The sequence below is a fragment of the Photobacterium sanguinicancri genome (assembly GCF_002265265.1).
GTDB classification, from domain to species: Bacteria; Pseudomonadota; Gammaproteobacteria; order Enterobacterales; family Vibrionaceae; genus Photobacterium; species Photobacterium sanguinicancri.
In genome coordinates this window covers 1-14,204 of record NZ_NOIF01000138.1, presented here as the reverse complement: position 1 = coordinate 14,204, position 14,204 = coordinate 1, and the positions used below count along the sequence as shown (strand labels likewise).

Here is a 14,204-nt window from a genome sequence, read left to right as displayed (position 1 = left end):
GCCCTTAACATTATTTTTGTTACTAACAAATAATGTTCCTTTTATCTTATTTTTCGACTCATATGCTTTGTTGACATACCAACCAAATTCTTGCTTTATAGAAAAATATAGATTATCAGCGGTGTTATAAACATAGTCGTGGTTATCGATGAAAATAATACCAATATCATCCACAGTTACTGAAGGGTTTTCAGCTTGAATTTGCTTAATGACTTCAATGATTTTTGTTTCTGATGTTTCATTAAGTTTTGCACTAGTTCTAACTATCTGAACACTTGAGTGGTTTTGGTCAACAACATCTGCAAATCTTCGAAGAGGTTCTCTCGATAGTTCATATACACCATTTTTTTTGGTTGGTTGATATCCACAAGCAATCCATTCTTTATCTTCCAACCAACGAAGTCTTCGTGTTTCAAAAAGCCCCATCCCTAATGCGTGAGCAAACATCAAAGTTCTTGGTTCAGTCCTATAACATTTACTTAGTAAGTAATCTGGTTCTATTTCACTAACCAAATTTTCATCAAATATGCTTTGGAAAATATCACCTGCTACATAAAGATTTTTGCTTGTTACTAGCTGGCATAGGTCAATAAAAGAATCTGGGAAATCTTGACTCTCATCAAGTAAAATATAATCAAAAGCATACCCTCTTTCATTTACAGAGTTGTTTTTCTTGAGATGTTCGATGGCGCTCTTACAAGCGTCATCAAAAGAGGTGAATCGATTATAACGAAGGAACGGAACTCCATAAAATTCACAGATATAACTGTAAGCTCCTGAGTTTTTATCATACTGAGAACCCCAAGCATTTACGCACCACAAACGCTGATTCCAAAGAATCTGTTGTTCAACTTTCATAAAGTCAAAAAAATCAGGAATTCGCTTATGTAAACTAGCCGCTAGGATTTTATTGTGGCAGGTAAACATGATTTTGCTATCGGAGTTTTCCTCAGAGACATACAGCTCTTTTAGCTTATGAAGTAACAGTTCAGTTTTACCTGTTCCCGACAAGCCTTGAATCCTAATTGTATCCTTCTGAGGTTTTTGATAAATGAACCGAGTTTGGTCACCATCAAACAATAGAATCTTCTGTTTTACTCTATCAAGAACGTTATCGGGAACATCATCTTTAACTTTCTCAATGTCGTTGATGCTGCCTGTTAGTAGTGAGACTAACAGTTCTGAGGTCTTCTTCTTTTTAGGGTCATCAAGATATATCCCATCAAATAACGCTCCCCAATCATCGATATCATTAATCGCCACTTCGTGGATAAGCTCTCGCTTCCATTTACGAGGACGACCAATCTTGTCTTTATAGCGATACTTGTCTGAAATAGAACCTAAGTCCTCGACAAAGTCCTCGACAAATTCTTCAAAGTCGTCTTCATCATCCCCTAAGTTCACAAACGTGATTTTATGGTCGGGAGCAAGTACAACTATTGCATGTTGATAGCTGTAGTTGTACTTAGTGTCACCTAAAGGTTTATCCACCACATAAACCTGTTTCATATTGTCAATGGAATACTGCTCAAGGCGGTTCAACAGAGCGCTATTCTCATCATTTTTTTCAACTTGAAGGTAGAAGAAGCTACTAGACATTGTTAGACAAGTACCTATTTGTGAAATACTAATCTTACAATACTAATCTATTGATTAAATTGGATGAATCTTTTTTTCATAATCTGAAGGCTACTAACCTTTTCAGTAATGCAGTATTTATTCCTATGAGATGTATTGACTGGCCTGCATCACCTGCGTTTTGTCTGAATGCAGGTGATGCAGGTGGAGCTTAGTTCGGTAAATGGTCTACGGATAAGCTGTTTATTACATCAACTAAATATTGCACCTCTACCTGTTTGCCGTATCGGTCATAAGTAATACTGTTTTGGGCATGACCTAAGATTTCAGCTGCTTTAATTTGTGACACTGACTGTTGTTTAAGCTGATTAGCCACGGTATGTCTGAAAGAGTGGAAATCAAAGCCACGCTCAAACCCAAGTTTGATCTTGAACCGTCCAAACCATTTAGATGCAGCTGTACCAAAACCGTCACGGGCTTCTTTTAGCTCAGGGAATACCCTTTCCGATTGAACCGAATTAATGTAGTCGATGAAGCCCAATTCAATGATTTTTTTATGGATAGGGATGATTCTTCGGCTAAAGTTGTTCTTTAACTTCTGCCCAGCAAACCTGTCATCAATCTGAAGCACCCATATGCCGTCAATCTGGTATATGTCTTTCTTGTAGAGCTGACATAGCTCATTTAGCCGCGCACCCGTTAAAGAGCCAAGAATCGGCAGCCAGTAATAATGTTGGTGTAGGTACTTTTTTTGGGTGTGTATCTCAGTACTAAATAGCTTTTTCAAATTTTCCTTAGAGTAGGCATGCTTGGCTTCGCTGTCTTTGCGTGTTTTTCTGAATTTCATTCCCTTAAATGGGTTTATGTCCGTCAGCTCCATTTGCACGCACCATTCAAAAAACGACGAACTTTTCTGAATGTAATCTTTAACGCTCTCAGTGCTCAGGGTTGCTTTTTGGTGCTTTTCATTGGCCTTGATAAGTTGTTTGCCTTTTAGACCATCAAACTCTTTGAACTTTCTGGCATTCACTGGGTACTGGCTAAGTAAGACACGAGCTTCTTCTGCCTCCATACGACGAACTTCTTTGATTTCTTTTTTGCCAAGTAAAGTAATTACGGTAAAGCACTTGTTATAAGCCATTTCTAGCGTTTTCTGGCTGACAAGTTCACGCTTTGACTCTTTGTATTTTTCCAGACACTTGAACGGATCTAGTGAGGTAGAGGAAGCCTGCTTTATCTTTGGTGGTGTGTTAGTGCAATTAGTAGCACATTTTGAGTGCGAGATAAGTGTCTTGGTTTGTATTGAGGTGCGGATCTCAAGCTCTAGCTTTAGCGACTTGATGATGGCCTCTTGCTTGTTGGAAGTACGGAGAGATTGTTTTACCTCGAAGCGGTTATCAAAGAGGTGTCTGTGTTGTGCTGAGATTTGGTAGCGGAAGTACCAGTTACCACTTTTTGCTAGGGAGAGGTAGCGCATGTTTAGTACCTTTTTTTAGTACAAACAGCAAAAGTTACTAGATTAAAAACCAAAAAAGGCTGTTAACTCAATGAGTTAACAGCCTTTCCAAACGTTTGGTGGAGCTGGCGGGATTTGAACCCGCGTCCAAAATCAGTCTAACCAGAGGCGCTACATGCTTAGTCTGTCTTTATTCTCGTACCCGACACTGCGAACAGACACGCTATGCGAATACATACCAGAATTCTATTTCGCGGTTCACCTCTCTAGTCAAAGGTTCCCTCGCTATCTCGTTTGGGTTTGAACCCCTGTTAATCCCCGTCTTACAAGCGGAAGCTAGGGCAGGAGCGCTCTCAGCAGAGTATTAAGCTGCTAGTGCGTAGTTTTCGTCGTTTGCGACTATTTTTTTGCGGCTTTTAACGTGGCAAACCGCCCCACGACATGCTCCCAAAGCCTTCGTGATCCTGTCGAATCCTGAATCAGCCCCAGAGGTGTTACGCGTTCGATATTAGCATACTTTATATATGCGTCAACAAATTACGATGTGACTAAGTGTTTATGGATAAAAATCGAACACTTAGCCACAAGTTGACTATCTTGCGCTGTGTTTCATGATGCGCGCTTTATCACGCTGCCAATCACGATCTTTACTGTCACTACGCTTATCGTGCAATTTCTTGCCTCGCGCGGTGCCTATCTTAATTTTAACCCAAGATGCCTTCCAGTACATGGTTAATGCCACAATGGTTTCACCATCACGGTTTACAGCATGTTCTAGCTTTTCGATTTCACGGCGGTTAAGCAGCAGTTTACGCACACGTGTTGGGTCAGCAACTACGTGGGTAGAAGCGGCATTCAGTGGGGTAATAGTGACACCAGAGATAAAGGCTTCGCCATTACGCAGGAAGACATAACTCTCTGAAATGTTGATTTTACCGTCACGAATCGCTTTTACTTCCCACCCTTGTAGCGAGAGGCCTGCTTCATATTCGTCGTCAATCGAAAACTCATGACGCGCGGAGCGGTTTTTTGCAATGGTATTGCTACCCGGTTTACTTGGTTTTTTCTTGGCCATAAATACTCTTTTTATTCTGTGTCCCGCACTGTTTAGGGGCGGTCGAGAGAATTACAGGGGGCATCGGTCTTACCTTGGTAAGCGATTATGCGCTGTATTCCCTATTTTGGCTGTTAGCGCAGTAATGGTATCATTACTTTCGTCTAAGGGTTAAGGAGAAACTATGCCTCAGATCACTCGCTCTGCGTTAGTCCCTTTTAGCGCCAAGCAAATGTTTGAATTGGTTAACGATGTTGAGTCTTATCCTGCCTTTTTGCCAGGCTGTTCAGGCTCGAAAGTACTGGAAAGTTCTGAATTGCACATGATGGCATCTGTTGATGTGGCTAAGGCTGGGATCAAGAAAACGTTTGTTACCCGTAACCAGTTAACCAGTTTTCAAAATATTGAAATGCAGCTTGTTGAAGGCCCTTTTCAGAAGTTGGTTGGTGGCTGGAAGTTTATCGAACTCGATGCTGAAGCTTGTAAAGTCGAGCTTAATCTTGATTTTGAATTTACTAATGCGATTGTTGAAATGGCGTTCGGGAAAGTATTTAAAGAGTTAACCGGTAATATGGTGTCTGCTTTTACGCAACGAGCAAAAGAAGTTTATGAATTCTGACGATAAGTTAATTCATGTCGAGGTAGTGTATGCACTGCCTGTGGCGCAGCGAGTCATTAAACTTGCGATCACGTCTGATACCAAAGTACAGGCGATTATCGAACAATCAGGTGTACTTGAAATGTACCCAGACATCGACCTAAAGAAAAATAAGGTGGGTGTGTATAGCCGTAATGTGAAGCTTGATGCGACAGTGCGCGATGGTGATCGTATCGAGATTTATCGTCCGCTACTGGCTGATCCGAAAGAGATCCGCCGTAAGCGTGCCGAGCAAGCCAAAAAAGCGGCAGAAGCGAATAAATAACGAATGGTGCTGTTTTTCGGCCATAAAAAAGCTCGCTAAGGCGAGCTTTTTTGCATCTGTTTCATAGGTGAAAACCTATTAGCAGGTGTGGCCATTGGCAGATTTTATTAGTTCATGCCATCCATGAACTTAGGACCTTGCTGGTAATCACCTGATAAGCCAATTAAATTATGGTCTTTATCAAAGCTTAACGTTAGGTCTTTTTGCTGTGGATCACCATGGCCTGGTTTGTGGTAGTAAACATAGTACCAAGTGTCAGGGTGGCCTTGCTCTACTAGCATTGGCGAACCTAATACATAACGTACTTGTTCTTTATTCATTCCAAATCGTAGTGTATCAACATCTTTTGCTTCCAAGAAGTTACCTTGGTTGATGTCAATACGGTAAACCAATCGTTCAACAACTGAACAGCCACCCAGTAGACTTAGTGCTAACGTAAGTGCGGCAATGTTTTTCCAACTCATAGCATCCCGGCGTATTCGCTTTAACTGCTGCGATAATAAACAAGCTCGAAGCAGAAGTAAAAAGGCAGATAAAAAACAGTGAATCTCAACCAATACAATACCAGCTTTGGTATTGGTTAAGTATACAGACTGCCATTACTTTAATTAGTTGCATGGCAGTACTGGTTATTTTATCACGTTGTCGGGGTAGGCGCTGAAAATAGATTGCCGATAAATATTAGCTATGCCGCAATCAGCAATTCTTTTGCGTTGGCTAAGGTGCGTTCGGTGATTTCGCTGCCGCCCAATAGGCGTGCCAATTCAGCAACGCGGTCATCTTGCTGCAATGGGCGCATGCTGGTTTCTGTTTGGCCGTTAGAGGCGGTTTTCGCCACAAACATTTGTTGGTGGCCACAACCAGCCACTTGCGGTAAGTGAGTAACACACATGACTTGGGTGGATTCCCCCAAGGTGCGCAGCATTTTGCCCACAATCGCCGCCGTCGGGCCACTGATACCCACATCGACTTCATCGAAAATCAGGCTTGGTGTTTCTACTTTTTGGGCGGTGATCACTTGGATTGCCAGTGATATACGCGATAGCTCACCCCCTGATGCCACTTTACCCAGTGGCTGCAAAGGTTGGCCCGGGTTGGTTGATACCAAGAAGGTAATGGTGTCGAAACCCAGCGGGCTAAGCATTCCTGTCGCGTCGCTTTGAATGTCGATATTGAAAATACCGTGCTCCATACTGAGTTGGTGCATGCTGTCAGAGATTTTCTTATCCAATTCTTTGGCGTAACGCTGGCGACTTTTGCTGAGCTTTTCTGCGCGCGCAATAAATTGTTGGCGTTTTACTTCTACTTCGTCGGCTAGGCCGTCTAGGCGTTCGTCGCTACAATCTAAGTCTTCTAGCTCTTTAAGTAGATCTTGATGTTTTTGGTACAGCTCTGCGGGCATGACGTAGTGCTTACGTGCCAACGACATGATCTTGGCTAATCGCTCTTCAAGATAAACAAGGCGTTGCGGATCCATGTCCATCGCATCTAAATAACAGCGCAGTTCTTGGCTGGCTTCTTGTACTTGGATGATCGCTTCTTCCAGCATCTGTGGCACGGTATTAAGCTGGCTATCTAGCTCGCCAAGGGCGCACACTTGCTGGCTGGCCATTTGCAGTAATTGCAGGGCATTGCCATCGTCGTTATCGTACAAAATTGCCAAGGCACTTTGGCTCGACATTGCCAGTTCACCTGAGTTGGATAGGCGTTTGTGCTCTTCTTCGATCTCTTGATATTCGTCTTCACCCAGTGCTAATTCATCCAGTTCTTTCACTTGGTATTGAATTAATTGCTTTTGGGCTTCGTTCTCTTCACGGCTTTGGCTTAAGCGTTTTAGCTCGTTACTGGCCTGACGCCACACTTGGTATGCTTGGCGCGTTTTGTCCATTAATACGTGGTGACCAGCGTATTGATCCAGCATTTGCTGTTGGTGATCGGCACGCATCAGTTGTTGGTGAGCATGCTGACCATGGATGTTGATCAGCAGTTGGCCAAGGGCTTTTTGTTGTGAAGCAGGTACAGGGCTGCCGTTGATAAAACCACGTGAACGACCTTCTTTGGTGATCACGCGACGTAAAATACATTCGTCGCCATCACACAATTCGTTGTCTTCTAACCAGCGGCGGGCTGCTTGGTTATTGGCCAGTGAAAACGCGGCTGAAATTTCAGCTTTGTCTTCATTCGGGCGAACCATGCAAGCTTCTGCGCGATCGCCCAAGCATAAGCCTAAGGCATCAATTGCAATGGATTTACCAGCACCAGTTTCACCAGTAATGGTGGTCATTCCTGACTTAAGTTCAAATTCAAGACTTTTGACAATAGCAAAGTTAGAGATCGTCATATGAGCGAGCATGTGTTCACCTGTTTAAATCAACACCTGTGTTTTCATACAGTATATACTGTATCTACGTACAGTAAAGATACCTGTGCACATTTTTGTGATGAAAGAAGGAGAGTGCTCATTTTTTATCTAACTTAATGATAGTTAGTGAAATATTTGAACGACGAAATGTAAAAAAGCCAGCGCGGTGGCTGGCTTAGTATGGTGTGGTTTACGGTATATTCGCGATATACAGGGTTAGAACAACTTGCTCGACCAACCTAGCTTGCCACGAAGCACTTCATAGTAGCTGTAGTTTTTCGGGTGGATCAGTTGCAAGCATTCAGGGCTCTGATAAATATGAATTTCATCGCCAGGGCTAACCGGTAACGACACCTGCCCATCACAACTTACTTCAAGGGTGCTGCCGTTATCTGGCGAAACCAATAATTTGATCCGGCGGTTACCATCAACCACTAATGGGCGGCTTGAGAGGGTGTGCGGGAACATAGGCACCAAGGTAATGGCGTTTAAGCTGGGTGATAAAATCGGGCCACCGCCAGATAATGAATACGCCGTTGAGCCTGTCGGGGTAGCGATAATTAAGCCATCTGAGCGCTGTGAAAAAGCAAAGGCTTCGTCGATATAGACTTCAAACTCTATCATGTGCGCGACTTTGCCTGGGTGTAATACCGCTTCGTTTAAAGCGGCATTACGGCTTTTTATTTGGCCATGGCGGTGTACTTCCGCTTCCAATAAAAAGCGTTGTTCGCTGACAAATTCGCCTTGCAGTACGGCTGCTAGTTCTTGATCAAAGGTATCTGGGTCTAGGTCGGTTAAGAACCCTAGGTTGCCGCGATTCACCCCGATTACGGCGATGTCGAATCGGGAAAGCACCCGTGCAGCGCCCAGCATATTGCCGTCGCCACCCACCACAATGGCGAGGTTGGCTTTGTCACCTATAGTGAGTAAATCACAAAAACAATCGGCGGGGACGTCGATCTCGTTTTCAAGGCGGTGATCAACTAACACATTATATTTTTTTTCCGTAAGCCAATCGTACAGTGCTTTATGGGTTTGTAAGGCATCTGGATTTCTCGGTTTACCAATTAATGCGACAGTGTCAAAAATGCGCTTCATGTCCTTGATCCGACGGGTGATAGTGGGGGCAGTATAGCCTTTGGATGAGAAGAATGTCGCGCTTTGTGAACGATATCAGCTTGAATCATTGAAGTTCATCCCCATAATATGCGCAAGACTGTTTTTTGTGTGGGGTTTAATGTTTAAATCCCCCGCAATATTTTGAACTCAATATCTTGGCGGAGAAGCGAAAGCATGAGCAACGAAGAGAAAAAAGTACAGGACGAGCAACTACAGCAGGAAAACACTGTAGACACGGCTGAGACTGTATCTGCTGAGGAAGAAGTTGTTGAAATGACAATGGAAGAACTGCAAGCAGCACGTATTGCTGAATTAGAAGCGGCGTTGCTAGCAAGCGATGCGAAAGCGAAAGATGCGGTTGATGCGTCATTACGCGCTCGCGCTGAAGGTGAAAATGTTCGTCGTCGTAGCGAGCAAGAAATTGATAAAGCGCGTAAGTTTGCGCTTAACAAGTTTGCTGAAGAGCTACTGCCTGTTATCGATAACATGGAACGTGCTATCGAAATGACAGACAAAAACGATGAAGCACTTAAGCCAATGCTTGAAGGTGTTGAACTAACACTGAAAACCATGACAAGCACGGTTGAGAAATTCGGCCTTAAGCAAATCGACCCAATGGGCGAAGCGTTTAACCCTGAATTCCACCAAGCGATGACGATTCAAGAAAGTGCTGATTTTGCACCTAACTCAGTAATGTTAGTTATGCAAAAAGGTTACGAACTTAACGGTCGTGTTATTCGCCCTGCGATGGTAATGGTATCGAAAGCCCCTGCGGGCAACATTGATACGCAAGCGTAATCGTTGCGAGCAATTAAATAAGGCTCGCTACGGCGGGCTTTTTATTTTTTTTGCATTTTTTTTCTTGGGTCCCCTTGAAAAGCTGTCGGCTGACCTTATTTATTAGTCATACGACATCGTAAAGATATTTTTCGGGCATAGCCCAATTGCTAGTGGCATTGAAGATGTGTTGCTAGTTAGCACAATTAAACGAATTTCGGAGAAAGCCTGATGGGTAGAATCATTGGTATTGACTTGGGTACAACTAACTCTTGTGTTGCAGTACTTGATGGTGACAAACCACGTGTAATTGAAAACGCAGAAGGTGAGCGTACAACGGCATCTGTTATTGCTTACACTCAAGATGGTGAAACATTAGTTGGTCAACCAGCTAAGCGTCAGGCGGTAACTAACCCTGAGAACACCCTTTTCGCTATCAAGCGTCTTATCGGTCGTCGTTTTGAAGACGAAGAAGTACAGCGCGATATCGAAATCATGCCTTTCAAAATTGTTAAGGCTGACAACGGCGATGCATGGGTAGAAGCGAAAGGCCAAAAAATGGCTGCTCCTCAAGTATCTGCTGAAGTACTTAAGAAAATGAAAAAGACTGCAGAAGACTACCTTGGTGAGGCAGTAACTGGCGCAGTTGTAACCGTACCTGCTTACTTTAACGATGCACAGCGTCAAGCAACGAAAGATGCTGGCCGTATCGCAGGTCTAGATGTTAAACGTATCATCAACGAACCAACAGCTGCTGCACTAGCTTACGGTCTTGATAAGCAAGGTGGCGATCGCACTATCGCGGTTTACGACCTTGGTGGTGGTACATTCGATATCTCTATCATCGAAATCGATGAAGTTGAAGGCGAGAAAACATTTGAAGTTCTAGCAACTAACGGTGATACACACCTTGGTGGTGAAGATTTCGATAACCGCATGATCAACTACTTAGTAGACGAATTCAAAAAAGAGCAAGGCATCAACCTTAAGAACGATCCTCTTGCTATGCAGCGTGTTAAAGAAGCAGCTGAAAAAGCGAAGATTGAACTATCTTCTGCACAGCAAACTGACGTAAACCTTCCTTACGTTACTGCTGATGCAACTGGTCCTAAGCACATGAACGTTAAAGTGACACGTGCGAAACTAGAATCACTAGTTGAAGACCTAGTTCAACGTTCTCTAGAGCCACTAAAAGTAGCACTAGCAGATGCAGACCTATCTGTAGGCGACATCACTGATGTTATCCTAGTAGGTGGTCAAACACGTATGCCTATGGTTCAAGCTAAAGTTACTGAGTTCTTCGGTAAAGAACCACGTAAAGACGTGAACCCTGATGAAGCGGTTGCTGTAGGTGCTGCTGTTCAAGGTGGTGTTCTAGCGGGCGACGTTAAAGACGTTCTTCTTCTAGATGTTACTCCTCTATCTTTCGGTATCGAAACGATGGGCGGCGTGATGACTAAGCTAATCGAGAAAAACACAACTATCCCAACAAAAGCGGATCAAGTGTTCTCGACTGCTGAAGACAACCAAAGCGCGGTAACTATCCACGTGCTTCAAGGTGAGCGTAAGCAAGCGACTTACAACAAGTCTCTAGGTCAATTTAACCTAGAAGGTATCCAAGCAGCAGCACGTGGCATGCCACAAATCGAAGTAACATTCGACCTAGATGCTGATGGTATCCTGAACGTGTCTGCTAAAGACAAGCAAACAGGTAAAGAGCAGAAGATCACTATCCAGGCATCTGGCGGTCTTTCTGAAGAAGAAATCGAAAAAATGGTTCAAGAAGCAGAAGCTAACAAAGAAGCGGACAAAAAGTTCGAAGAGTTAGTGACTGTACGTAACCAAGCTGACCAAATGATCCACGGCACTCGTAAGCAAATTGAAGAAGCAGGTGATGCACTTCCAGCTGACGAGAAAGAAAAAATTGAAGTAGCAATTAAAGAGCTAGAAGAAGTGAAAGGTGGCGAAGATAAAGAAGCTATCGACGCTAAAGTTCAAGCACTTATGACTGCTGCTCAAAAGCTAATGGAAATCGCTCAGCAACAAGCTCAAGCACAACAAGCGCAAGCTGGTGGCGCAGAGCAAGCTCAACCACAAGATGACAACGTAGTTGACGCTGAATTCGAAGAAGTTAAAGACGAAAAAAAATAAGATAGTTAATTCATAATCTTATTTCTGCACGGGCGTTAGAGTGAACCTCTCACGCCCGTAGCTGTATTAAAGGCGGGTGACTTTTAGTATGTCAAAACGTGATTTATATGAAGTTCTGGGTGTCGGTCGCGATGCATCAGAGCGTGATATCAAAAAGGCGTATAAGCGTCTTGCCATGAAGTTCCACCCTGACCGTAATCAGGGCGATGAGAGCTCGGCTGATAAATTCAAAGAAGTTAAGACGGCGTACGAAATCTTAACGGATCCACAGAAGAAAGCAGCTTACGACCAATACGGTCATGCAGCCTTTGAACAAGGCGGTATGGGTGGCGGCGGTGGCGGCTACGGTGGTGGTGCAGATTTCGGCGATATCTTCGGCGATGTGTTTGGCGATATCTTTGGTGGCGGCGGTGGCCGACGTCAACAACAACGTCAACAACGTGGCGCAGATCTACGCTACAACATGGAATTAACTTTAGAAGAGGCTGTACGTGGCTGTTCTAAAGAGATTCGTGTACCAACATTAGTTGGCTGTGATACGTGTGACGGCAGCGGTGCGAAGAAAGGTTCTTCAGCAACCACTTGTGGTACATGTCATGGTCAAGGCCAAGTACAGATGCGTCAGGGCTTCTTTGCTGTACAGCAAACCTGTCCACACTGTAATGGTCGCGGTAAGATCATCAAAGACCCTTGTGGTACTTGTCATGGTCACGGCCGTAAAGAAGAAACCAAAACGCTATCAGTTAAAATCCCAGCAGGGGTTGATACAGGCGACCGTATTCGTCTAACTGGCGAAGGTGAAGCGGGCGAGTTTGGTGCACCAGCGGGTGACTTGTATGTACAAGTTCACGTAGCAGAGCACCATATCTTCGAGCGTGATGGTAACAACCTTTACTGTGAAGTACCGGTTAGCTTTACAATGGCAGCACTGGGTGGCGAAGTTGAAGTCCCTACTCTAGATGGCCGTGTAAACCTGAAAGTGCCAACAGAAACGCAAACGGGCCGTATGTTCCGTATGCGTGGTAAGGGTGTTAAATCTGTACGTGGTGGTGCTATTGGTGATTTGATCTGCAAACTTGTAGTAGAAACACCGGTTAGCCTTAGCTCTCGTCAGAAAGAGTTACTGCAAGAGCTTGAAGAAAGCTTTGGTGGTAAAGCCGCAAGCAAGCACAAGCCTAAGTCAGAAGGTTTCTTCAATGGTGTGAAGAAGTTCTTTGATGATTTGACTGGCTAAGCGTTAAGCTCGCAAAGTTAAAGAAAAGCCGCCGTGTTTAATAACACGGCGGCTTTTTTGTGTCTGGTGAAAAGCTAATTATTTACCAACAACTACTATTGCCACTTTCGCTACCTATTCCAGCGGCATTGAGATTCAGCGTGCCACATTCATCTTTATTTTGTCCTGTAGCTGATTGGGGTGTGGCTTTAACAATATAAGTGTTAGCACCTGTGCCAGAGCTATCAATAGTCATTTTGTAGCGGTTAGTGTCTGTTTCACAAAATATACATGTTCCATTAGCGACTATCGTGTAATCATAACTGCCTGATTGATTATATTTTTCTTCTAGAGTTAACTGTATCTTCATCATGTCAGCCATCGCTTGGGTTCGATGGGATTTGAGCATATGGTCGGCATAAGAGGGATAAGCTATAGCCGATAATATTCCTACAACGGCTACTACTATAAGTAGCTCGATCATGCTCACACCTTTTTGTATCTTCATTTTAAAAATTCTCTTATAAAGTAGATGTAACCCTAAACTCGCTTTCATAAAATCTTCACTATTTTGCATTGGTGATAGCATGACAATCAATGTAATGAGATTAATTAGATTATTTCGTAGTAAGGATTGCGTTATGGATCGCGAATTAATGTTTATCATGGAGTAATAGATGCATAAACATAAGCGAGTTATCGGGTTTTCTTTAATTGAGCTATTAGTTACTATTTCTGTAGTTATTATTTTTATGAGCTCGGCTGCTCCAGCCTTTTCTAGCCTGATAGAGAAAGAAAAGTTAAAGCGCTTAGCAACCGAAATAGAGTGGCTATTTGTTTTATCTAAATCGGAATCAGTCATGCGTAGCAACGATGTTCTTGTGACGTTTTCTGGTATTGAAAAAATCGCGAATAATAGTTCAGATAATTGGTCGATTACAGCGATGGATAAAATAACAAATGATGTTATCGGTGCCATTAATGGAGCTGATTTTAAAGGTGTGGTTCTATCTCGTTCTTTTCAAAAAGAAAGTGTTAATTTTAGCTCATTAACCGGGCGGCCAAGACAGAATGGCAGTTTAATATTTAATACGGATAACAACGCTGAAAAAATAAAAGTTAAAGTAAGCAATATGACAGGACGGATTTATACATGCTCTGAACTCGGAGGCTATAATTATGGCACCTGCAGTTAGTAAAAACAGAGGGTACAGTTTAATCGAGTTAATGGTTGCCTCAACGATTAGCTTGATAGCCTTAGGCTTTGTTTCTTCTGTTTTTTTATCTGGATATAAACTTAACTCTCAACGCTCATTGGAGTTAATGGTCGCTCAAGATTTAAATGACACATTAAAAATGATGAAAGAAGATATTGTTAGGGCTGGCTACAATGAAGGCATGCGCTCTAGTTTTGTGATCACAGGAACTGATCCATCGATGGTCGTACATCTATCACCTCCCCCCCCAGCCATTGCCAGTTGTATTTCTTACGGCTATTTCGATGGGGTGAGAAAATATTATCGGTCGTATTATAAAAGTAATAATCGATTAAATGTTTTAACGTCTGAAAC

At 43.2% G+C, this 14,204-nt stretch carries 14 protein-coding genes, 1 other RNA gene and 1 pseudogene; 7 read left to right on the top strand and 9 right to left on the bottom strand.

What is annotated here, in order from left to right; all coding sequences use genetic code 11:
* The 5 genes and pseudogenes from ASV53_RS17540 to smpB form a co-directional block, all read right to left on the bottom strand.
* Window positions 1–1,599 (bottom strand): STM2767 family DEAD/DEAH box helicase (locus ASV53_RS17540; RefSeq protein WP_094958038.1); only part of this gene is annotated, 1,599 nt, incomplete at its 3' end.
* Between the two features lie 190 nt (window positions 1,600–1,789).
* Complete coding sequence (locus tag ASV53_RS17535; RefSeq protein WP_239928837.1) at window positions 1,790–2,719, bottom strand: site-specific integrase; 930 nt, start codon at window positions 2,717–2,719, stop codon at window positions 1,790–1,792.
* A 180-nt stretch (window positions 2,720–2,899) separates the two neighbouring features.
* Window positions 2,900–3,055: pseudogene (locus ASV53_RS26205) on the bottom strand (DUF6538 domain-containing protein); the annotation flags it as partial.
* Window positions 3,056–3,151: 96 nt separating this feature from the next.
* Window positions 3,152–3,521: a transfer-messenger RNA gene (ssrA, locus tag ASV53_RS17530) on the bottom strand.
* Window positions 3,522–3,626: 105 nt separating this feature from the next.
* Complete coding sequence (gene smpB / locus ASV53_RS17525) at window positions 3,627–4,109, bottom strand: SsrA-binding protein SmpB (RefSeq protein WP_062691326.1); 483 nt, start codon at window positions 4,107–4,109, stop codon at window positions 3,627–3,629.
* Window positions 4,110–4,272: 163 nt separating this feature from the next.
* On the opposite strand from smpB, the gene ASV53_RS17520 reads away from it, so the two are divergent.
* Window positions 4,273–4,707 (top strand): SRPBCC family protein, encoded by a 435-nt coding sequence (locus ASV53_RS17520; RefSeq protein WP_062691327.1) that lies wholly within the window; start codon window positions 4,273–4,275, stop codon window positions 4,705–4,707.
* On the top strand, window positions 4,697–5,011 hold the full coding sequence (locus ASV53_RS17515) for an RnfH family protein (RefSeq protein ID WP_062691328.1): 315 nt from the start codon (window positions 4,697–4,699) through the stop codon (window positions 5,009–5,011). Before ASV53_RS17520 ends, ASV53_RS17515 begins: the two co-directional genes overlap by 11 nt.
* Window positions 5,012–5,118: 107 nt before the next feature.
* On the opposite strand, the gene bamE is transcribed toward ASV53_RS17515, so the two are convergent.
* From bamE to nadK, 3 genes are all read right to left on the bottom strand, one after another.
* On the bottom strand, window positions 5,119–5,475 hold the full coding sequence (bamE, locus tag ASV53_RS17510) for an outer membrane protein assembly factor BamE (protein WP_062691329.1): 357 nt from the start codon (window positions 5,473–5,475) through the stop codon (window positions 5,119–5,121).
* 221 nt (window positions 5,476–5,696) lie between these two features.
* Entirely contained in the window at window positions 5,697–7,364 is a 1,668-nt protein-coding gene (gene recN / locus ASV53_RS17505; protein ID WP_094958036.1) for a DNA repair protein RecN, read from the bottom strand.
* 225 nt (window positions 7,365–7,589) lie between these two features.
* Window positions 7,590–8,480, bottom strand: a complete 891-nt coding sequence (nadK, locus tag ASV53_RS17500) for an NAD(+) kinase (RefSeq protein WP_390960832.1) — start codon at window positions 8,478–8,480, stop codon at window positions 7,590–7,592.
* A 186-nt stretch (window positions 8,481–8,666) separates the two neighbouring features.
* On the opposite strand from nadK, the gene grpE reads away from it, so the two are divergent.
* The 3 genes from grpE (at window position 8,667) to dnaJ (ending at window position 12,654) form a co-directional block, all read left to right on the top strand.
* Window positions 8,667–9,290: a nucleotide exchange factor GrpE gene (gene grpE, locus ASV53_RS17495; RefSeq protein WP_062691330.1), complete on the top strand. Its 624-nt coding sequence runs from the start codon at window positions 8,667–8,669 to the stop codon at window positions 9,288–9,290.
* 210 nt (window positions 9,291–9,500) lie between these two features.
* Window positions 9,501–11,420, top strand: coding sequence for a molecular chaperone DnaK (dnaK, locus tag ASV53_RS17490; RefSeq protein WP_062691331.1), 1,920 nt, complete (start codon window positions 9,501–9,503; stop codon window positions 11,418–11,420).
* An 88-nt stretch (window positions 11,421–11,508) separates the two neighbouring features.
* The gene (gene dnaJ, locus ASV53_RS17485; RefSeq protein WP_094958034.1) at window positions 11,509–12,654 is read left to right on the top strand and encodes a molecular chaperone DnaJ; all 1,146 of its coding nucleotides are present in this window, start codon (window positions 11,509–11,511) and stop codon (window positions 12,652–12,654) included.
* Between the two features lie 82 nt (window positions 12,655–12,736).
* On the opposite strand, the gene ASV53_RS26145 is transcribed toward dnaJ, so the two are convergent.
* Complete coding sequence (locus tag ASV53_RS26145) at window positions 12,737–13,210, bottom strand: type IV pilin protein (protein WP_275657111.1); 474 nt, start codon at window positions 13,208–13,210, stop codon at window positions 12,737–12,739.
* A gap of 100 nt (window positions 13,211–13,310) precedes the next feature.
* Here ASV53_RS26145 and ASV53_RS17475 point away from each other — a divergent pair, with 100 nt between their 5' ends.
* Window positions 13,311–13,829: a GspH/FimT family pseudopilin gene (locus ASV53_RS17475; protein WP_094958033.1), complete on the top strand. Its 519-nt coding sequence runs from the start codon at window positions 13,311–13,313 to the stop codon at window positions 13,827–13,829.
* On the top strand, window positions 13,813–14,204 hold a 392-nt coding region (locus ASV53_RS17470), incomplete at its 3' end, for a PilW family protein (RefSeq protein ID WP_141226268.1). The genes ASV53_RS17475 and ASV53_RS17470, both read left to right, overlap by 17 nt.